Source organism: Streptomyces sp. NPDC085937, assembly GCF_044540535.1.
Taxonomy (GTDB): domain Bacteria; phylum Actinomycetota; class Actinomycetes; order Streptomycetales; family Streptomycetaceae; genus Streptomyces.
Map to the genome: position 1 here is coordinate 163,641 of NZ_JBITSH010000005.1, position 19,104 is coordinate 182,744.

Below are 19,104 nucleotides of genomic sequence, written 5' to 3' on the forward strand. Positions count from 1 at the left end.
GACGGGTGGTGACGCCGCTCACCGACGTCGCCACCCGCCTGTCACCTCACGCGCCGGCCACCACTTCCTCGGCGGTCGAGGCCGTGACGGCCCGACGCAGCCAGCGACTCAAGATCTCGGGGTCGTCGCAGCTGTCGATGCGCTCGCGGACGGCTTCGGACACGGTGAGGCCGCGTTCCGCGAGCACGGCCAGGACGTCCGCAGCGGCACGCCGAGCCTCACCTTGGGTGAGGGCTTCGTCCTGTACCTCTTTGCGGACTTCGTCGCGGACTTCTTTGCGTACTTCTTGGCGTACTTCTTGGCGTACTTCTTCCGCGAGATAGGACTTGTAGAAGGAGAGGTCCACGGCCACCAGATTCCTCCAGAGGTTCTTCGCCGGGCGCTTGGCCAGGCCCTGTGCGGTGAATTCGATGAGGGGCTTCGCGATGTCTTCGGGTGCGTCCCGGAGCGCTGTGGACAGGGCCTTCAGTATCGCACCGACGTCCGGTTCGGCAGCATGAGTGATGGCCGCCAGGCTGGCCAGAACCAGGTCGGCGCGCGCTTCTTCCGGGTCCGTGATCACGGGCATGTTGTGCGGTCCGGCGACCAACGGCTGCACGGTGAGGGTAGGCAGTTGAGGTGGTCCGCAGGTCACCGGCTGCTGAGCCCACCTGGCCGTGGCGTGGTCCTGGCAGACGACCAGGAGAGCCGTGGGCAGCCGGTACTTCGTCCACAGGTACGCCGTGTAGTACGCCCAGCTCGCCGGCTTGTCCGGGTGCTTCTTGCCCTGGGCCTCGACGGCCAGGAGAAACGGCCCTCGATCGGCGGTTTCCAGGCGGAGGAGCGTGTCTACCCGGCGTTCGACCGGGTTGGTCTCCGTCAGGTCGGTGGGCAGCGCTGTCGCCTTCACCGGGGTGGGGATGTCGACTCCGAGGAAGCGGGAGACGCGGCTGAAGAGTCCGGGGTCGTGCTGAAAGATGCGGTGCATCGCCTCGTGGGGCGGACTGACCATGGGTTTCCTTGTGGTGTCAGCGGTGGGTGGTGGTTGCGGGGCGGCAGTCGCGGCAGTGGGTTTCCGTCTCCGGGGCGCGGAAGGCGCGGTCGCAGGTGTCGCAGGTGCGGAGCTTGTGGCGGAGGTAGCCGTATGTCTCCAGTTCCCGCAGGGCGGCGGCGATGCGGGTGGTGCCCTCCTTGAAGCGGGCGGCCAGCGACTTGATGTCGGCCGGGGTGCCGGTGGGCAGCGACTGGATGTGGCAACCGAGCCCGATCGCCAGCAGGGAGAGTTCCGGGTGCTGGGTGAGGTGGTTGCCGATCACCGTGAAGCGGGTGGTGTGGCGGGTGTTCGTGGATGACGCCGCCGGTGTGGTGACGCGATCGGGTCGGATTGCGGTCGGCGGCTGACTGGGCGCGCGAGGGCGCGTTAGGGTTTTGGGCATCCATCGGGAAGGTGCTGCTTCCTTGGTGGTCAGGTCCTCGCCGGGACGGCAATCCTGGCGGGGGCCGAAGTCATTTTCGGGGTGTGCTGCGCTGAGCGTAGAGGTGCCGGGGGTTCGAAAATCCAGCTGAGTGGCTGATGTTCACCCGCCCGAGTGATCACGTCCCGTGGGCGGGAGGGGCGGGGTTTGGTGGGGTTCTTTCTCCCCGAGTTCTTGCTCGGTAAGGCGCCGACGACACCGGAGCATCAAGTCCCGGGTTCCGGTGCCGTAGCGGTGGTTGTGCCGGTCTGCTGGGTGCAGGCCGTGAGGCGGGCAGCGAACTCGGACGCCAGGGTGCGGAGTTCTTCCGGGCCGTCGATGACGAAGGGGCGGTCCAGGGCGGCCAGGACGGGCGGCAGCCAGTCCAGGCGTTCCGCGCGGATCGCCACCCGCTGCCATCCCGGTCCGTCCTCCTCCAGAATCGCGACGGTCGCGGGCAGATGGGCGCGGATGTGTTCGGGCGTCGCCCGGACGCGCAGGCTCACCTCGTACCGGTACGCGGCCGTGGCGAAAGCCGTCACCACGCGTTCCGCCGGGTCCACCCCCTCCGGTGCCTCGAACGTGCCGGGGAGGACGCGCGCGTCCGCGACGCGGTCGAGCCGGAACGTGCGGTCCTCGTCGCGTTCCGCGTCCTTACCGGTGACGTACCACCGGCCCGCGTGCGCCACGATCCCGTACGCGTGCAGGGTGCGGTCGCCGCGGCGCCCCTCGCGATCGGTGTAGCGCACCGAGACCGGCCGGCGGTGGCGCACCGCGTCGGCCAGGGTGAGCAGCACCTCCGCGTCCGGGCTCGCGAACTCCCCGGCCTGGTCCGTGAAGGACAGGGTCTCCAGCAGGGCGTCCAGCCGGCGGGCCAGGTGCCGGGGCAGCACGCGCCGGACCTTCGCCGCCGCCGTCTCGTTCGCGGTGCGCTGCGCCGTCGTCAGCCCCATCCTGCGCCCGGCCACCAGGCCGAGCAGCACGGCCAGCGCCTCCTCGTCGCCGAACATCAGCGGTGGCACCCGGTAGCCGGGCCCGAGCCGGTACCCGCCGTAGCGTCCGCGCACCGACTCCACCGGCACGTCCAGGTCGATCAGCTGGTCCACGTACCGCCGCACGGTCCGCCCGTCGACGCCCAGCCGACCGGCCAGCTCGGCCACCGTCCGGGTGCCCCCGGACTGCAGCAGCTCCAGCAGGGTCAGCACACGGGCGGCGGGTCGGGGCATGCGCCCAAAGCTACTGCGAATACCGGGCCGATTCTGTCCGCTATTGCTCCTACCGTCGGCCGTGCACGCCATCCGTACGGCCGAGGAGTCTCCCCATGCAGTTCGCTTCCGTTCGCATCATCACCGCCGACGTGGCCCGCCTCGTCGCCTTCTACGAACGCGTCCTGGGCGTGCCCGCCACCTGGGCCACGGAGCACTTCGCCGAGCTGAGGGCCGACGGCGCGACCCTCGCGATCGCCGGCACCGCCACCGTCCCTCTGTTCGCCCCTGGCTCCGCCCGCCCGGCGGCCAACGACAGCGCGATCATCGAGTTCCACGTCGACGACGTGGACCGCGTCCACAAGGAACTCGGTGACGTCCTCACCGACGTCGTCAACGGCCCCGCCACCATGCCCTGGGGCAACCGCTCCCTGCTGTTCCGCGACCCTGACGGCAACCTCGTCAACTTCTTCACCCGCTGACGCACCGTGTGTGTCCGGTCACTGTCCGGATGGTGTCCGTAGCCGTCGGCGCCGTACCCGCCGTTGGTGGGGGTAGGGCGCCGGGGTGCGTCACGGACGGATCCGAGGGAGAGATGCGGCATGACGGTGGTGGAGGCGGGGCCGGGTCGGCACGAAGACGAGGCGGACGAGCCGGGCTGGGAGGTCGACCCGGACGACGAGTGGGGCGTGGCGGTCATCACGACCGTCGCACGCCAGCTGAAGCTGCGCCGCGAGGCGGCGGGCCTCCGGGTCCCCGATTTCGGGCGGGCCGTCGGCTACGGCGAGGACATGATCTACAAGATTGAGGGCGGGAAGCGGATCCCTCGCCAGGAGTTCCTGGACCGGGCGGACGAGGTGCTGGGGGCGGGGGGTCTGCTGTCGGCCGCGTGGGAGGACGTGAAGAAGGTCCGCTATCCCAAGAAGGTCCGCGCGCTCGCGAAGTTGGAGGCGCAGGCGGTGGAGATCGGCATCTATGAGAGCCACAGCATCCACGGCCTGCTCCAGACGCCTGAGCACGCGAAGGCTTTGTTCGAGGCCATGCAGCCGCCGTACTCGTCGGACGAGGTCGAACGTATGGTCGCGGCGCGGGTCGCCCGGGCGTCGGTCTTTGACCGCTCACCCGCGCCCGCGCTCAGTTTCGTTCTGGAAGAGGCCGCGCTGAGGCGTCCCATCGGCGGCAGAATGGTGCAACGACGGCAGCTGGAGCGTCTGGTGGAGGTGGGCGGACTGCGCAACGTGATGCTTCAGGTCATGCCGTTGGACTGCGAGTCGCACTCCGGCATGGACGGCAGGATCGAGCTGCTGAAGTTCGCGGACGGGACAGCGGTAGGCCGCTCCGACGGCGCGTTCTGCGGGCGGCCGACAACTGAATTGAGACACCTGCGTGTTCTCGAGCTGCGGTATGCAACCATCCGGGCCCAGGCGCTCTCTCCGCGCGAAACGCTGGCCTTCATCGGACAACTGCTGGGAGAAACATGAGCAGCGAGCTCAACTGGTTCAAGAGCAGCTACAGCAGCGGCAACGACGGCAACTCCTGCGTCGAACTCGCCCTCACCCCCCGCACCGTCCACGTCCGGGACTCCAAGGACACCGCCGGCCCCCGACTGGCCTTCGCCCCGACCGCGTGGGCGCGTTTCCTTCCCTACGTGCAGCAGGGCTGAATGCACGACGAACCCCCGAGGCCGGCCTGGGGCCGGCCTCGGGGGCGCGTGCGGGGTGCGCTGCGGGGTGCGGGTCAGAGGGAGACGCCGTGGCCGCGCAGGAAGGTCACGGGGTTGACGGCGGAGCCGTAGTTCGGGGTGGTGCGGATCTCGAAGTGCAGGTGGGGGCCGCTGGAGTTGCCGGTGTTGCCGGACAGGGCGATCTTCTGGCCGGTCTTGACGACCTGGCCGACCTTCACGTTCACGGACGACAGGTGGGCGTACTGGGAGTACGTCTTGTTGCCGTGCTTGATCACGATGGCGTTGCCGTACGCGGGGCCGTCACCGGCGCCGTTGCCGCCGGCCTTGACGACGGTGCCGCCGTGGGCGGCCTTCACCGGGGTGCCGGTCGGGACGGCGTAGTCCTGGCCGGAGTGCTTGTGGGCCCACATGCCGCCGTTCGCCGCGAAGCTCGCCGACAGCGTGTAGTTCTTGACCGGGGAGACCCAGGACGGCGTGCTCTTCTTGGCGGCCTGGGTCGCCTTCTTCACTGCCGAGGCCTTCACGGCCTGCGTCTTCGCGGCGTCGGCCTGCGCGGCGGCCTGCGCCTGGACCGTGGTGGCGGTCGGCGCGGAGTTGCCGGAGGCGGCGACCGCGACTCCGGCTCCCAGGACGGCCGTGGAGCCCAGACCGGCGGCCAGGACGGCGGCGCGGGTGCGGGTGGCGGTCGTGCGGGGGAAACGGGAGATGACGCGCTCGAACATCGAAACCTCATGGGGGAGGGGGCGGGGGAATGCCATCCGCGGAACAGATCCGTGCCGCGCTGGCTGTTCCTTGGTAACCGGCACCGCCCAAAAGCCGCAAAGGTGTGACCTACGACGAAACGTCGTAGATGCGGCATGAGATGCACGTCTCTTGACGGAGCACCCTCTACGGGGCGAAACCCCCCATTTCAAGCTGATCGATCAGCCTTGTGCGGCATATGTCCGATTTCAAATCGGGCATTTCTTCACTATTCCGCGTAGTACACCCGGCGGGCCCTGTGGAGCATGTCACCGGGCGCCCTCCACGAATGTGGCGTGGGTCTCCGGCAATCCCCCGGATTCAGCCGCCGAACAGCTCCAGCGACACCCAGAGGGCCACCGTCGACACCGCGAGCGCGGCCGGGACGGTCGCCAGCCCCAGCAGGGTGAAGCGCAGCAGGCTCACCTCGTGGTCGTGGCGGTGGGCGATCCGGCGCCACAGCAGGGTGGCCAGCGAGCCCGCGTAGGTGAGGTTCGGGCCGATGTTCACGCCGAGCAGGACCGCGAGGACCGCGCCGGGACCGGACGGCACGGCCAGCGGGACCAGGGCGAGGACGGCGGGCAGGTTGTTGATCAGGTTGGCCAGCAGGGCCGCGAGACCGGCGACGGCCAGCAGGGAGAGCAGACCGGTGCCGTCGGGCAGGACCGCGTCGAGCGCGTCACCGAGCCCATGGTCCAGGACCGCCCGGACCACCACCCCCAGGGCAAGCACGAACGCCAGGAACGGCAGGTCGGCGGCGCGCAGCAGCCGCAGGGGGCCGGTACGGCGACGGGCCAGGGCGCGCACCGCCATCACGGCCGCGCCGGCCGCAGCCGCCCACGCCGGATCGACGCCCACCGCGGACGCCACGGCGAACCCGGCGAGCGTGGCCGCCACCGTGACCAGCGCGAACAGCGGCACCTCCACCCGCTCCTCCGCCGTGTCGGGCGCGGTCGGCTCCGCCGCGAGGTCGACCGCGAAGAAGCGGCGGAAGACGACGTACTCCACGGCGATCGCCGCCAGCCACGGCAGCAGCATCAGCAACGCGAAGCGGGTGAAGGTCAGCCCGGTGGCGGTGAAGGCGAGCAGGTTGGTCAGGTTCGACACCGGCAGCAGCAGGGACGCCGTGTTCGACAGGTGCGCGCCCGCGTAGACGTGCGGGGCGGGCCGGGCGCCCATGCGGGTCGCCGTCGCGAACACCACCGGCGTCAGCAGCACCACCGTGGCGTCCAGGCTGAGCACCGCCGTGATCAGCGAGGCCAGCGCGAACACGGCACCGAGGAGCCGGCGCGGGCGGTGGCGGGACCAGCGGGCCATCCAGGTCCCGCAGGCGTGGAAGAGACCTTCCTCGTCGCACAGCTTGGCGAGCACCAGGATCGCGGCGAGGAAACCGATCACCGGACCGAGCCGCTCGGCCTCCTCCCGCACCGCGTCCAGGGTGATCGCGCCCGTCGCGATCACGATCCCGGCGGCGGGCACCGCGAACGCCGCCTCCGGCCAGCGGAAGGGACGGACGACGGCACACACCAGCACCACGGCCAGCGCGGCGACGGACAGCGATTCGAGCAGCACAGTGCTGATCATCCACGCGATGCGGTGCCCCCGGACACCGCGTCCCCGGGATGTCGCGGAGCGGTACCTTCGACCTCACGCAGATCAGGGCCCGATGAGGAGAGTCAACGTGAGCAAGTTCGTGCGGCCCGCCGCCGAAGGTGCCGACCCGTTCGGTACGGCGCGTCTGCGGCGCGGGGTCCTGGACGCCTGGGCCACCAGTCCCGCCCGTTTCCGTGAGGACGCCAACGCCGAGGAGGACCTCGTCCTCGGCGGGTACCGGGACCGGCTCGTCGTCGAGCTCGCGCAGAACGCCGCCGACGCCGCCGCCCGGGCCGGCGTGCCCGGCCGGCTGCGGCTCACCCTGCGCGACGGGGTGCTGGTCGCCGCGAACACCGGTGCCCCGCTGGACGCGGCCGGAGTCGAGTCGCTGTCCACGCTGCGGGCCTCCGCCAAGCGGGACGCGCCCGACCGGGCCGTCGGACGGTTCGGCGTCGGCTTCGCGGCCGTGCTCGCCGTCACCGACGAACCGGCCGTCGTCGGCCGGCACGGCGGGGTGCGCTGGTCGCTGGCCGAGGCGCGGGACCTGGCGCGGGACACCGCCGGGCACAGCCCCGGCCTCGGCGACGAGATCCGCCGCCGCGACGGGCACGTACCGCTGCTGCGGCTCCCCTTCGCCGCCGAGGGCACCGCCCCCGACCCGTACGACACGGCCGTCATCCTGCCGCTGCGCGACACCGCCGCCGCCGACCTGGCCGAGCGGCTGCTGCACGCCGTCGACGACGCCCTGCTGCTCGCCCTGCCCGGCCTGGAGGAGGTCGTCGTCGAGACCGGCGACGACACGCCCCGCACCGTACGGCGCGGCACCGACGGCGAACTCACCGTGGTGACGGACTCCCGCGACGGCACCACCCGCTGGCGCACCGCCACCGCGCACGGCGACCTCGCCCCCGAACTGCTCGCCGACCGGCCCGTCGAGGAACGGCTGCGGCCGCACTGGTCGGTCACCTGGGCCGTCCCCGTCGACACCGACGGCGCGCCGGCCCGCCCGCGCACCGCCCCCGTCGTGCACGCGCCCACCCCCAGCGACGAACCGCTCGGTGTGCCCGCCCTGCTCATCGCCTCCCTGCCGCTGGACTCCACCCGCCGGCACGCCGCCCCCGGCCCCCTCACCGACTTCCTCGTACAGCGCGCCGCCGACGCCTACGCCGGACTCCTCGCCGACTGGCGTCCGGTCAGCACCGGCGTCATCGGCCTGGTGCCGGGGCCCCTCGGCAAGGGCGAGCTGGACGGTGCCCTGCGCGCGGCGGTGCTGGAGCGGCTGCCGCGCACCGCCTTCCTGCCGCCCGCCGCCGTACCCGTGGCCGACGACGACTCCGAACTGCCCGAGGCGCTGCGCCCGAGGGACGCCGAGGTCGTCGAGGGGGCTGGCGCCGACACCGTACGGGTGCTGGCCGAGGTGCTGCCCACGCTGCTGCCCGCCGGGCTCGAACGTCGGGTGGAACTGCGCACGCTCGGGGTCGCGCGGGTGCCGCTGACCGACGCGGTCGACCGGCTCGCCGGACTGGAGAAGTCCCCCGACTGGTGGCGGCGGCTCTACGACAGCCTCGCCGGGGTCGACCCCGACCGGCTCAGCGGACTTCCCGTCCCGCTGGCCGGGGGTACCTCCCAGGCTTTCGGCTCTGGGGGAGGGCGCACCACCATCGGCCCCCGGCAGGTGCTGCTGCCCACCCCCGACGCGGCTCTGGACGCCGAACTGCTGGCCCGGCTCGGCCTGAAGGTCGCCCACCCGGACGCCGCGCACCCGCTGCTGGAGAAGCTGGGAGCGCTGCCCGCCACCCCGCGCGCCGTCCTCACCACCCCGCAGGTGCGGGCAGCCGTCGCCGCGTCCCTCGACGACGAGGGCGCGGTGAACTGGGAGGAGGACGTCCCGGACGCGGAGGAACTCGCCGACACCGTGCTCGGCCTGGTGCGGGACGCCGGTCTTGAACCGGGTGACGAGCCCTGGCTGGGCGCGCTCGCCCTGCCCGACGAGGACGGCGAACTGTCCCCGGCCTGCGAACTCGTCTTCCCCGGCGGCCCGTTCGCGCAGGTCATGCGGGAGGGGGAACTGGCCGCGGTGGACGCGGAGCTGGCCGAGCGGTGGGGCGGGCAGCCGCTGGCCGCGTGCGGGGTCCTGGTGGACTTCGCGCTGGTGCGGGCCACCGACGTCGTCCTCGACCCGGACGAGCTGGAGCCCCGCGAGAGCGACTACGCCGAGCCGGACGACCCGGGGCTGCTGGACGCCGTGGACGTGTGGAGCGAGGACGTCCTCGACCGCTTCCCCGACGCCCCCGTGCCGCCGGTCGCCACCGAGATCGTCGCCGTGCGCGACCTGGACCTGGTGGACGACGACCGCTGGCCGCAGGCGCTGGCCCTGCTGTCCCGGCCGCCGCTGCGGGACGCGCTGGTCGAGCCGGTGCGCATCCTGCTGCACGACGGCACCCACGAGACCGTACGGCCGTACACCGCGTGGTGGCTGCGCGGTCACCCCGTGCTGGGCGGACGCCGCCCCGCCGGACTACGCGCGGCCGGCGGCGACCCGCTGCTGCGCGGCCTGTACGACGAGGCCGACGCGGCCGGCTTCGACGACGAGCAGGTGCTGCGGGCGCTCGGCGTGCGCACGTCGGTCGCCGCGCTGCTGGACGAGCCGGGCGGGGCGGCGGAGCTGCTGGAGCGGCTCGCCGACCCGGACCGGCCGGTCACGGCCGCCCAGCTGCACGGCCTGTACGGGGCGCTGGCGGAGCTGGACCCCGAGCAGGTGACCCTGCCGGACGAGCTGCGCGCGGTCGTCGACGGGCGGGTGGAGGTGGTCGACGCCTCCGAGGCGGTGGTCGTCGACTCGCCCGACCTGCTGCCGTTCACCTCCGGCGTGCCGCTGCTGCCGGTCCGGCCGGCGCGGGCGGCGGAGCTGGCGGAGCTGTTCCAGGTGCGGCGGCTGAGCGAGTCCGTCACCGGGCGGGTGGACTCGGAGGGCACGGAGCACGAGGTGCCGGAGCCGGTACGGGTCCTGCTGGGCCCGCGGACCCCGGCGTCCTACGTCGAGCACGAGGAGCTCGTCGTGGACGGAGTGGAGATCGACTGGCGGCTCACCGACGACGGGGTGCTGCACGCGGCGACGCTGGAGGGGGTCGCCGCGGGGCTCGCCTGGGCGGCGGGGCAGTGGCCGCGGCGCTTCGAGGTGGGGGCGCTGCTGGAGGATCCGTCCCGCACGGAGGAACTGGCCCGCGACCGCTGGTTCGACTGACCCCCCGGGGCCCCGCCCCGGACCCCGCTCCGCACACGCCGGAGGGGCTGACATCAGCCCGTCCGGCGTGTGAGGACGAGGCCCGCCAGGGCCGACAAGGGGGTCCGGGGCGCAGCCCCGCGGCGGGACGGACCTCACGGTTCGGTCGGCGTCGCCCCCGAGCCCTCGGATGCGAGCTGCTCCAGCTCGCGGGCCAGGCTCTCCGCGTCGTACGGACCCGTGTGCCGGCGGTTGCCGATGAAGAACGTGGGCGCGCCCTGGACGCCACTGGCCTCCGCGCTGGCGGCGTCCCGGCGCACCCGCTCGGCCGCCCAGTCGGACTCGAGGTCCTTCAGGAACCTCTCCATGTCGAGTCCGAGGTCGATGGCGTAGACGACGGTGTCCTCGAACTCCAGCTCGTCCTGGTGCTTGTAGAGCAGGTCGTGCATGTCCCAGAAGTGGCCTTGCGCGTCCGCGGCGACGGCCGCCCGCGCGGCCAGCTCCGCGTGCGGGTGGACGTCCGGCAGCGGCAGGTGCCGGAACACGTACCGGAACCGGTCGCCGAAGCGGTTCCGCAGCTCCTTGGTGACGCCGGTGGCGCGGGCGCAGAAGGGGCACTCGAAGTCGCCGTACTCCACCAGGGTCAGGGGCGCGTCGACGGGCCCGAGGATGTGGTCCGTCTCCGGGTCGACCAGGCGGTCCAGGTAGCGGGGCAGGTCCGCGTCCGTCTGCCCGCCCATGACGGTGGAGAGCCGGAACACCAGCCAGCCGGCCAGCGTGGCGAACAGCGCAGCGAGCAGCACGCCGACGGTCGCCCGGGCCAGGAGCTCCGCGTCGTCCTCGAAGGCGAGCCCGGCGATCAGCAGGGACACGGTGAACCCGATGCCGGACAGGGCCGCACCGCCCAGCACGTGGCCCTCTCCCACCCCGCCGGGCAGCCGGCCGAGCCCGAACCGGGTGCCGAGCCGGGCCCCGCCCCAGATGCCGATGAGCTTGCCGCCGACGAGCCCCACCACCACGGCCCAGGTGAGGGCCGAGCCGAGCGCGTCGGTGAGGACCCCGTCGCGCAGGTCGACGCCGGCGTTGGCCAGCGCGAACACGGGGACGACGACGTAGCTCGACCAGGGGTGGAGGTACATCTGCAGCCGCTCGTTGACCGAGACGGCCTTCTGGAGCCCCTTGCGTGCCGTCCTGCCCACGTCGGCGCGGGGAGACTGGCGGAACGCGCGGAACAGCCGCACGGCCTGGGCCACGCCCTCGCGGGAGGGTTCGCGGGCGGGGATGAGCAGACCGCCGAGCATGCCGGCGATGGACGCGTGCAGTCCGGCGTTCAGGGTGGCCCACCACATCACCAGCACGATCAGCACGTACGGGACGGCCCGCCAGACGTCGAAGCGGGACAAGGACGACAGGATCGCGCCGAGCACCAGGGCGGTGACCAGCTCCGGGATCCGGATCGACCCGCTGTACACGACACCGATCACCGTGACGGCGACGATGTCGTCGATGACCGTGATGGCCAGCAGGAAGATCCGCAGCTGGGTGACGAAGCGGGGACCCACGACGGCGAGCGCGCCCAGCATGAACGCGGTGTCGGTGCCGATGACGATGCCCCAGCCGTTCGCGGCGTCCGTGCCGGGCGCGATCAGCAGGTAGAGGGCGACCGGCACGAGCATGCCGCCGATGCCGGCGAGTCCCGGGATCATGATGCGGCGGCGGTCGTTCAGCGAGCCGACGGACAGCTCGTAGCGGACCTCCAGGCCGATGACGAAGAAGAACAGCGCCATCAGGCCGTCGTTGACCCAGTGCGCCAGGTCCATCGACAGCCGCGCGTTCCCCACCGAGACGGACGCCTCCGTGTGCCACAGCGAGAAGTACGACTCCGACCACGGGGAGTTCGCCCAGACGAGGGCCACCGCCACGGCGAACAGCATCAGTCCGGAACTGCCGGCCTCGGTCGCCAGGAAGTTGCGCACCGGCGCGGCCAGCTGGGCCGCGAGCTCACCCCTGCTCGACCGGGACTGCGACTCCTCGGACTTCTTCCCGGGCAGCTTCATGAGGTCTTCCGTCTCCGATCCCTGCGGCGGCAGTCTCCATCGTCACTCACATACCGGGCATACCGCCCGGTCGCCGAAGCCGCACCCCGCGCAAATCCCCGCGCTTCGCCTCACTCTTCACGCAAGTGGCGTAGGTCGCCGAAGGGGCGGTACGAGTCCGCCGCGGGCCGGTCAGACGGGGAAGCGGCGGTCCACCCAGCGCCAGATGACCTCGAGGACCGCCGACGTGACCGCCGCGATGGCGACCGCCGTCCATGGCATCGTCATGCCGACCAGGCGCAGGGCGAAGAAGTCCTGGAGCCAGGGCACCGCGAGGACCAGCAGGAAGGCCCCGGCCATCGCCGCCACCAGGGCGACGCGCCACCAGGTGTAGGGCCGGGCGATGATCGCCAGCACCCAGATGGAGATCAGGAACAGCGTCAGCGTCGCCGCGCTCGTCTCCGCGCCCAGCGCGCCGGCCCCGCTGTAGTGGTGCCGGGCCAGCAGATAGGTGGCGAAGGTGGCCAGCGCGGCCAGCACCCCGCCCGGGATCGCGTACCGCATGACCCGCTTCACGAAGTGCGGCCGCGCCCGCTCCTTGTTGGGGGCGAGGGCCAGGAAGAAGGCGGGGACGCCGATGGTCAGCGTGGACAGCAGGGTCAGATGGCGCGGCAGGAACGGGTACTCCACCTGCGTCGCCACCACCAGCACCGCCAGCAGCACCGAGTACACCGTCTTCACCAGGAACAGCGTGGCGACCCGGGTGATGTTGCCGATCACCCGCCGGCCCTCGGCGACCACCGACGGCAGCGTGGCGAAGCTGTTGTTCAGCAGCACGATCTGCGCGACCGCCCGGGTGGCCTCCGACCCTGAGCCCATCGCCACACCGATGTCCGCGTCCTTCAGCGCCAGCACGTCGTTCACGCCGTCCCCGGTCATCGCGACCGTGTGGCCCTTCGACTGCAGCGCGCCGACCATGTTCCGCTTCTGCTGGGGCGTGACCCGCCCGAAGACCGTGCCCTCGTCCAGCGCCTCGGCCATGGCATCCGGCTCGGCGGGCAGCTTGCGCGCGTCCACCGTCGTCCCCGACAGGCCCAGCTTGGCGGCGACCGCCCCGACCGACACCGCGTTGTCGCCGGAGATCACCTTGGCGCGGACGTTCTGCTCGTCGAAGTAGCGCAGGGTGTCGGCGGCGTCCGGGCGCAGCCGCTGCTCCAGCACCACCAGCGCCACCGCCCGCACGCCGTCCACGGCGGCCGGGTCGTCGACATCCGCGCCGTCGCGGGCGCGGGCCAGCAGCAGCACCCGCATCCCCTCGCGGTTCATCCGCTCGGTCTCGGCCAGCGCCGGGTCGTCGTGGGGGAGGAGTACGTCCGGGGCGCCCAGCAGCCAGCTGACGGGCCGCCCGTCGCCCTCGTCGAGGGTCGCGCCGCTGTACTTGCGGGCCGAGGAGAAGGGCAGCGTGTCCGTGAGCCGCCACTCGGTGGTGTCCGGATACGCCTCGATGATCGCCTTCAGGGACGCGTTCGGCCGCGGGTCCGCCGAGCCCAGCTCGCCCAGCACCTTCCGTACGTACGTCTCGTCGGCGTCGCCCAGCACCCGCAGCTCGGTGACGTCCATGCCGCCCTCGGTGAGCGTGCCGGTCTTGTCCAGGCACACCGTGTCCACGCGGGCCAGTCCCTCGATCGCGGGCAGCTCCTGGACCAGGCACTGCTTGCGGCCCAGCCGGATCACCCCGATCGCGAAGGCGACCGAGGTGAGCAGCACCAGCCCCTCGGGGACCATCGGCACGATCCCGCCGACCGTGCGGGCGATGGAGCCCTTCAGCTCGTTGTCCTTGACCACCAGCTGGCTGATGATCAGGCCGATCGCGGTCGGCACCATCATCCACGTGACGTACTTCAGGATGGTGGAGATGCCGCTGCGCAGCTCGGAATGGACCAGGGTGAAGCGGGACGCCTCCTCGGCGAGCTGCGCGGCGTAGGCCTCGCGGCCCACCCGGGTCGCCTGGAAGGAGCCGCCGCCCGCGACGACGAAGCTGCCGGACATGATCTGGTCCCCGGGCTGCTTCACCACGGGGTCGGCCTCACCGGTGAGCAGTGACTCGTCGATCTCCAGGCCGTCCGCCTCGACGCACACCCCGTCGACGACGGCCTTGTCCCCCGGCCCGATCTCGATGAGGTCGTCCAGCACGATCCGCGAGGTGCCGATCTCGGCGGCGACCCCGTCCCTGCGCACCGTGGGCTTCGCCTCGCCGATCAGCGCGAGGGAGTCCAGCGTCTTCTTCGCCCGCCACTCCTGGATGATCCCGATTCCGGTGTTGGCGAGGATCACGTAGCCGAACAGGCTGTCCTGGAAGGGCGCGACGATCAGCATGATCACCCAGAGCACGCCGATGATCGCGTTGAACCGGGTGAAGACGTTCGCCCGGACGATTTCGACGACGGACCGGCTGCTGCGCACGGGTACGTCGTTGACCTGTCCGCGCGCCACCCGCTCGGCCACTTCCGCCGACGTCAGCCCGGTCACCGGAGACGTGGCCGTGACGGGCCGGACGGCATCGGTACGGTCGCCCGCGTCGAGATGCGTCATGCCATCGACAGTACGTGCGGAGTCTGCGCTTCACCCACCGGAGCGGGGAAGATCCGACCAGGGGAGGACGGCCGTCGTACCGGGGTCGTACCGCGGTGGCGGCAGCCTCAACCACGGTGCTTGCAAGGTGAGTTGGCGCGATTCGGCCGGCTCGGGCCCGGGCTCAGTCGGCGTGCGCGGCCGGGGTGTGCCCGGGGCCGGCGTCGGACGCCCCGGCCCGCGCCCGCTTGATCGCCGCGTCGCGCCTGCGGACGTACCAGATGCCGATGAAGCCGAGGCCGCCGCCGGCCAGGCAGGTCCACAGCCACCAGGTGTGCCCGTGGTCGTCGAACCAGCCGTAGAACGGCAGCTGCGCCAGGAAGAGGACGAACCAGACGATCGTGCCGCCGGTGATGGTGGCGACCACGGGGCCCTCCAGGGGCTCCGGCGCCTCGTGCTTGGGGGTCCACTTCGCCATGCGGACAGCTTACGAGGAGCGGCGGGCGCCCGGTCGCCCGCAGGGGGCGGGAGACGTGACGTCAGGAGGGCGGGAGGGGTGACCGAAGGAGGGCGGGAGGGGCAATGGCGCGGGAATCACATCCGACGCCTCGGGTCTACGCGCGGAGATGGCCTGGACGACGTTATATGTTCATACTGAATCCGTTTGCCTCTGACCGCTTTCATTCGTAGAAAACACCAAAGGCCCGGCTCCGGGGGAGCCCGCCGGTGATGAGGTCTCTGCACATGTCCACGTCGGCCCCCGCCAAGGCGCCCGTCCCCGAGCAGCCGGGGTCCGGTGCCGCGCCCGGCGCCCTCGACCGCCACTTCCGGATCTCCGAGCGCGGCAGCACGCTGTCGCGCGAGGTCCGTGGCGGTTTCGCCACCTTCTTCGCGATGGCCTACATCATCGTGCTGAACCCGATCATCCTGGGCAGCGCGAAGGACGCGTTCGGCAACCAGCTGGACAACGGCCAGCTGGTCACCGCGACGGCCCTGACCGCGGCGTTCACCACGCTGCTCATGGGCGTCATCGGCAACGTCCCGATCGCGCTGGCCGCCGGACTCGGCGTGAACTCCGTGGTCGCCCTCCAGCTCGCGCCCCGCATGTCCTGGCCGGACGCCATGGGCATGGTGGTGCTGGCCGGTTTCGTGGTGATGATCCTGGTCGCCACGGGCCTGCGGGAACGCGTGATGAACGCCGTGCCCTACGGGCTGCGCAAGGCCATCGCCATCGGTATCGGCCTGTTCATCATGCTCATCGGCCTGGTCGACTCCGGTTTCGTCTCCCGCATCCCGGACGCCGCCCAGACCACCGTCCCGCTCCAGCTCGGCGCCGACGGCCACCTCAACGGCTGGCCGGTCCTCGTCTTCGTGCTCGGCGCGCTGCTCACGCTGGCGCTCATCGTGCGCAAGGTGCCCGGCGCGATCCTCATCTCGATCGTCACGATGACCGTCGTCGCGGTCGTGATCAACGCCGTCGCCGACGTGCCCTCCTGGGGCCTGACCGCGCCCGACTGGCCCGGCAACCCGGTGGCCACCCCCGACTTCGGCCTCATCGGCCAGGTCAGCCTGTTCGGCGGGTTCTCCGAGGTGGGCGTGCTGACGGGCGTCCTGTTCGTCTTCACCGTGCTGCTGTCGTGCTTCTTCGACGCGATGGGCACGATCATGGGCGTCTCGGACGAGGCCAAGCTGACCGACGGCGAGGGTCAGATGCCCGGCATCAACAAGGTGCTGTTCATCGACGGTGTCGCGGTCGCCGCGGGCGGCGCCAGCTCCGCCTCGGCCACCACCGCGTTCGTGGAGTCCACGGCCGGTGTCGGTGAGGGCGCGCGCACCGGCTTCGCCAACGTCGTGACCGGCGGACTGTTCGCCCTGGCGCTGTTCCTCACGCCCGTCGCCACCATGGTCCCGTCCCAGGCGGCCACCCCCGCGCTGCTCGCGGTGGGCTTCCTGATCCTGGCCGGCTCCATCAAGGAGATCGACTGGGCGGACCACACGATCGCCATCCCGGCCTTCGTGACGATGGTGATGATGCCGTTCACCTACTCGATCACCAACGGCATCGGCATGGGCTTCCTCACCTTCGTGGCGCTGCGTCTGGCGGCCGGCCGCGGCCGGGAGGTCCCCAAGGCGATGTACGTGGTGGCGGCGGTCTTCGCCTTCTACTACCTGCTGCCGGCGCTGGGCCTGACCTGATCCACGCCGGGGGAGAACGGGCTCCGCGAAGGGGCCCGGGCCGCGGGCTCAGGTGACCCCGTAGAACCTTTCCGTCTCCTCGACGGCGGTGTGGAACCGCTGGTCGAAGTCATCGCGCATGAGCGTCCGGACGACATAGTCCTGGACGCTCATGCCGCGTTTGGCGGCATGGTCGCGGAGCCGTTCGAGCAGTTCATGGTCTATCCGCAGGCTGAGCACGTCGGTCCCCATGCCCTGAGCGTCGCCGCCCCTCCGGGTGCGACGCGTGGCCTTTCGCGCTTCGATCACTCATATGGGTGATCTCGCCCTCCGGGTGTCTTGATTTCCCCGGGTGTCTCGATTCCGGCGGGCACGTTCCTGCGGCAGCCCGGCAGCCCGGCAGCCCGGCAGCCCGGCAGCCCGGCAGCCCGGCAGCCCGGCAGCCCGGCAGCCCGGCAGCCCGGCAGCCCGGCAGCCGGCAGCCGGCAGCCCGGCAGCCCGGCCGCCGGTGGGCGGGCCGGGTGGAGCGGGAGTGGCGGGACTCACGGCGAGGGGCCGCCGTACCGGGTGGTTCTTAGCGAGAGTAATGAGTTACGCTAAAGAACATGCCGGACCTCAGCCATGGCGACGACGCAGCCGCCGTGAACGCCCTTCGATCCGCCGTGATGCGCCTGTCCCGTCGGCTCAAGCATCAGCGCGTCGACGAGTCGCTCAGCCCCACCGAGATGTCGGTGCTCGGCACCCTGGCCCGCTGCGGCAGTGCCACCCCGGGCGAGCTTGCCCGCAAGGAGCACGTCCAGCCGCCGTCGATGACCCGCATCGTGGCGCTGCTGGAGGCCAAGGGACTCGTCCGGCTGGAGCCGCACCCCGACGACCGCCGCCAGAAGGTCGTCACGCAGACCGAGCGGGCCGAGGCGATGCTCGAGGAGAGCCGTCGCAAGCGGAACGCCTTCCTCGCCACGCTGGTCGAGGAGCTGGACGAGGACGAGTGGGCCACCCTGCGCGCCGCCGCCCCCGTGCTGGAGAAACTGGCGCACATCTGACCCCCGCAGCAACAGGAGGCGAACCTTTTGAGTACGGGATCCGGAGCAGCTTCCGCCCCCGCACCTGACCCCTACGACACGAAGACCGCCCTCGACGCCCCGCGCAAGAACTCGATGTTCTCCTCGCTGAGGATCAGGAACTACCGCCTGTTCTTCCTCGGGCAGGTCGTCTCCAACATCGGCACCTGGATGCAGCGCATCGCCCAGGACTGGCTGGTGCTCAGCCTCACCGGGTCCTCGGCCGCCGTCGGCATCACCACGGCCCTGCAGTTCCTGCCGATGCTGCTGTTCGGCCTGTACGGCGGTGTCCTCGTCGACCGGCTGCGCAAGCGGCCCACCCTGATGGTCACCCAGTCCGCGATGGCCCTCACGTCCCTCGCGCTCGCCGTCCTCACCCTGACCGGCATGGTCGAGGTCTGGCACATCTACGTCGCCGCCCTCGCCCTCGGTTTCGCGACCGTCGTCGACAACCCGGCCCGCCAGTCCTTCGTGTCCGAGCTGGTCGGCCCCGGCCAGCTGCAGAACGCGGTCAGTCTGAACTCCGCGAACTTCCAGTCCGCCCGGCTGGTCGGCCCCGCCGTAGCGGGCCTGCTGATCACCGGCGTCGGCACCGGCTGGGCGTTCCTGCTGAACGGCCTGTCCTTCGTCGCGCCGCTGACCGGCCTGATGCTGATGCGCGCCCGTGAACTGCACCCCGTCGAGCGCGCGCCGCGCGGCAAGGGGCAGCTGCGCGAGGGGCTGCGCTACGTGGCCGGACGGCCCGACCTGCTCTGGCCGATCGTGCTGGTCGGCTTCATGGGCACCTTCGCCTTCAACTTCCCCGTCTACCTGTCGGCCTTCGCCGACGACGTGTTCCACGGGGGCGCGGGCGTCTACAGCATGTTCAACACGCTGATGGCGGTCGGCTCCGTCTCCGGCGCCCTGCTCGCCGCCCGGCGCGGCACGGCCCGGCTGCGGCTGCTGATCATGGCCGCGCTGGCCTTCGGCGCGCTGGAGATCCTCGCCGCGGCGTCGCCTCAGCTGTGGATGTTCGCGCTGATCATGGTGCCGCTGGGGCTGGTCTCGATGACGGTCAACGTCACCACCAACACCAGCCTGCAGATGTCCACCGACCCGTCGGTGCGGGGCCGCGTCATGGCCCTGTACATGATGGTGTTCCTCGGCGGCGCCCCCGTCGGCGCCCCGATCGTCGGCTGGGTCACCGACACCTACGGCGCCCGCGCCGGCTTCGCGGTCGGCGGCGCGATCGCGATGACCGCAGCGGCCGTCATCGGCCTGATCCTGGCCCGGGCCGGCGGCCTGCGCCTGTCCTTCGGCTGGAACCACGGCCACCCCCGCGTCCGCTTCGTCCCCCGCGACCACACCAAGGCCCTGGCCCCGGCGGCGTGAGCCGCCGGGGC

16 protein-coding genes are annotated in these 19,104 nt (G+C 71.7%); 7 read left to right on the forward strand and 9 right to left on the reverse strand.

The features are described 5' to 3' along the window. Nucleotides 1–46: 46 nt before the first annotated feature. From ACIF8S_RS13455 to ACIF8S_RS13465, 3 genes are all read right to left on the reverse strand, one after another. Nucleotides 47–991, reverse strand: a complete 945-nt coding sequence (locus ACIF8S_RS13455) for a hypothetical protein (RefSeq protein WP_399999209.1) — start codon at nucleotides 989–991, stop codon at nucleotides 47–49. 16 nt (nucleotides 992–1,007) lie between these two features. Then, nucleotides 1,008–1,295, reverse strand: coding sequence for a helix-turn-helix domain-containing protein (locus ACIF8S_RS13460; RefSeq protein ID WP_399999211.1), 288 nt, complete (start codon nucleotides 1,293–1,295; stop codon nucleotides 1,008–1,010). 365 nt (nucleotides 1,296–1,660) lie between these two features. Further along, nucleotides 1,661–2,659, reverse strand: coding sequence for a helix-turn-helix transcriptional regulator (locus tag ACIF8S_RS13465; protein ID WP_399999213.1), 999 nt, complete (start codon nucleotides 2,657–2,659; stop codon nucleotides 1,661–1,663). 95 nt (nucleotides 2,660–2,754) lie between these two features. On the opposite strand from ACIF8S_RS13465, the gene ACIF8S_RS13470 reads away from it, so the two are divergent. From ACIF8S_RS13470 to ACIF8S_RS13480, 3 genes are all read left to right on the forward strand, one after another. Continuing rightward, nucleotides 2,755–3,120: a VOC family protein gene (locus tag ACIF8S_RS13470; protein ID WP_399999215.1), complete on the forward strand. Its 366-nt coding sequence runs from the start codon at nucleotides 2,755–2,757 to the stop codon at nucleotides 3,118–3,120. Between the two features lie 120 nt (nucleotides 3,121–3,240). After that, nucleotides 3,241–4,119 (forward strand): helix-turn-helix domain-containing protein, encoded by an 879-nt coding sequence (locus tag ACIF8S_RS13475; RefSeq protein ID WP_399999217.1) that lies wholly within the window; start codon nucleotides 3,241–3,243, stop codon nucleotides 4,117–4,119. After that, nucleotides 4,116–4,301 carry a DUF397 domain-containing protein gene (locus tag ACIF8S_RS13480; protein ID WP_399999219.1) on the forward strand — a complete coding sequence of 62 codons (186 nt, stop codon included), beginning with the start codon at nucleotides 4,116–4,118 and terminating at the stop codon, nucleotides 4,299–4,301. The genes ACIF8S_RS13475 and ACIF8S_RS13480 overlap by 4 nt, the downstream gene beginning before the upstream one ends. A 74-nt stretch (nucleotides 4,302–4,375) precedes the next feature. Here ACIF8S_RS13480 and ACIF8S_RS13485 read toward each other — a convergent pair whose 3' ends face one another. Next, entirely contained in the window at nucleotides 4,376–5,044 is a 669-nt protein-coding gene (locus ACIF8S_RS13485) for a M23 family metallopeptidase (RefSeq protein ID WP_399999220.1), read from the reverse strand. A gap of 340 nt (nucleotides 5,045–5,384) precedes the next feature. Next, nucleotides 5,385–6,647, reverse strand: coding sequence for an SLC13 family permease (locus ACIF8S_RS13490; RefSeq protein WP_399999221.1), 1,263 nt, complete (start codon nucleotides 6,645–6,647; stop codon nucleotides 5,385–5,387). A 97-nt stretch (nucleotides 6,648–6,744) separates the two neighbouring features. Between ACIF8S_RS13490 and ACIF8S_RS13495 the strand changes: the two genes are divergently transcribed. Further along, entirely contained in the window at nucleotides 6,745–9,900 is a 3,156-nt protein-coding gene (locus ACIF8S_RS13495) for a sacsin N-terminal ATP-binding-like domain-containing protein (protein ID WP_399999223.1), read from the forward strand. A gap of 134 nt (nucleotides 9,901–10,034) precedes the next feature. Here ACIF8S_RS13495 and nhaA read toward each other — a convergent pair whose 3' ends face one another. The 3 genes from nhaA to ACIF8S_RS13510 form a co-directional block, all read right to left on the reverse strand. Next, nucleotides 10,035–11,936: a Na+/H+ antiporter NhaA gene (gene nhaA / locus ACIF8S_RS13500; RefSeq protein ID WP_399999224.1), complete on the reverse strand. Its 1,902-nt coding sequence runs from the start codon at nucleotides 11,934–11,936 to the stop codon at nucleotides 10,035–10,037. A gap of 171 nt (nucleotides 11,937–12,107) precedes the next feature. After that, nucleotides 12,108–14,507, reverse strand: a complete 2,400-nt coding sequence (locus ACIF8S_RS13505) for a cation-translocating P-type ATPase (RefSeq protein ID WP_399999226.1) — start codon at nucleotides 14,505–14,507, stop codon at nucleotides 12,108–12,110. Nucleotides 14,508–14,670: 163 nt separating this feature from the next. Then, the gene (locus ACIF8S_RS13510) at nucleotides 14,671–14,964 is read right to left on the reverse strand and encodes a DUF2530 domain-containing protein (RefSeq protein ID WP_399999228.1); all 294 of its coding nucleotides are present in this window, start codon (nucleotides 14,962–14,964) and stop codon (nucleotides 14,671–14,673) included. A gap of 266 nt (nucleotides 14,965–15,230) precedes the next feature. On the opposite strand from ACIF8S_RS13510, the gene ACIF8S_RS13515 reads away from it, so the two are divergent. Further along, the gene (locus tag ACIF8S_RS13515) at nucleotides 15,231–16,682 is read left to right on the forward strand and encodes an NCS2 family permease (RefSeq protein WP_399999230.1); all 1,452 of its coding nucleotides are present in this window, start codon (nucleotides 15,231–15,233) and stop codon (nucleotides 16,680–16,682) included. A 48-nt stretch (nucleotides 16,683–16,730) separates the two neighbouring features. On the opposite strand, the gene ACIF8S_RS13520 is transcribed toward ACIF8S_RS13515, so the two are convergent. Continuing rightward, the gene (locus ACIF8S_RS13520) at nucleotides 16,731–16,913 is read right to left on the reverse strand and encodes a ribbon-helix-helix protein, CopG family (RefSeq protein WP_349798819.1); all 183 of its coding nucleotides are present in this window, start codon (nucleotides 16,911–16,913) and stop codon (nucleotides 16,731–16,733) included. Nucleotides 16,914–17,266: 353 nt separating this feature from the next. Between ACIF8S_RS13520 and ACIF8S_RS13525 the strand changes: the two genes are divergently transcribed. Both ACIF8S_RS13525 and ACIF8S_RS13530 read left to right on the forward strand, forming a co-directional pair. Beyond that, nucleotides 17,267–17,704, forward strand: a complete 438-nt coding sequence (locus ACIF8S_RS13525) for a MarR family winged helix-turn-helix transcriptional regulator (RefSeq protein WP_019524522.1) — start codon at nucleotides 17,267–17,269, stop codon at nucleotides 17,702–17,704. Between the two features lie 27 nt (nucleotides 17,705–17,731). After that, nucleotides 17,732–19,093, forward strand: a complete 1,362-nt coding sequence (locus ACIF8S_RS13530; RefSeq protein ID WP_399999232.1) for an MFS transporter — start codon at nucleotides 17,732–17,734, stop codon at nucleotides 19,091–19,093. Nucleotides 19,094–19,104: the final 11 nt, after the last annotated feature.

What these genes read in the sequence shown, in the direction of transcription:
- ACIF8S_RS13455 (WP_399999209.1), bottom strand. Translation starts at nt 991, where the DNA reads ATGGTCAGTCCGCCCCACGAGGCGATGCACCGCATCTTTCAGCACGAC.
- ACIF8S_RS13465 (WP_399999213.1), bottom strand. Translation starts at nt 2,659, where the DNA reads ATGCCCCGACCCGCCGCCCGTGTGCTGACCCTGCTGGAGCTGCTGCAG.
- ACIF8S_RS13470 (WP_399999215.1), top strand. Translation starts at nt 2,755, where the DNA reads ATGCAGTTCGCTTCCGTTCGCATCATCACCGCCGACGTGGCCCGCCTC.
- ACIF8S_RS13475 (WP_399999217.1), top strand. Translation starts at nt 3,241, where the DNA reads ATGACGGTGGTGGAGGCGGGGCCGGGTCGGCACGAAGACGAGGCGGAC.
- ACIF8S_RS13480 (WP_399999219.1), top strand. Translation starts at nt 4,116, where the DNA reads ATGAGCAGCGAGCTCAACTGGTTCAAGAGCAGCTACAGCAGCGGCAAC.
- ACIF8S_RS13485 (WP_399999220.1), bottom strand. Translation starts at nt 5,044, where the DNA reads ATGTTCGAGCGCGTCATCTCCCGTTTCCCCCGCACGACCGCCACCCGC.
- ACIF8S_RS13490 (WP_399999221.1), bottom strand. Translation starts at nt 6,647, where the DNA reads ATGATCAGCACTGTGCTGCTCGAATCGCTGTCCGTCGCCGCGCTGGCC.
- nhaA (WP_399999224.1), bottom strand. Translation starts at nt 11,936, where the DNA reads ATGAAGCTGCCCGGGAAGAAGTCCGAGGAGTCGCAGTCCCGGTCGAGC.
- ACIF8S_RS13505 (WP_399999226.1), bottom strand. Translation starts at nt 14,507, where the DNA reads ATGACGCATCTCGACGCGGGCGACCGTACCGATGCCGTCCGGCCCGTC.
- ACIF8S_RS13510 (WP_399999228.1), bottom strand. Translation starts at nt 14,964, where the DNA reads ATGGCGAAGTGGACCCCCAAGCACGAGGCGCCGGAGCCCCTGGAGGGC.
- ACIF8S_RS13515 (WP_399999230.1), top strand. Translation starts at nt 15,231, where the DNA reads ATGTCCACGTCGGCCCCCGCCAAGGCGCCCGTCCCCGAGCAGCCGGGG.
- ACIF8S_RS13520 (WP_349798819.1), bottom strand. Translation starts at nt 16,913, where the DNA reads ATGGGGACCGACGTGCTCAGCCTGCGGATAGACCATGAACTGCTCGAA.
- ACIF8S_RS13525 (WP_019524522.1), top strand. Translation starts at nt 17,267, where the DNA reads ATGCCGGACCTCAGCCATGGCGACGACGCAGCCGCCGTGAACGCCCTT.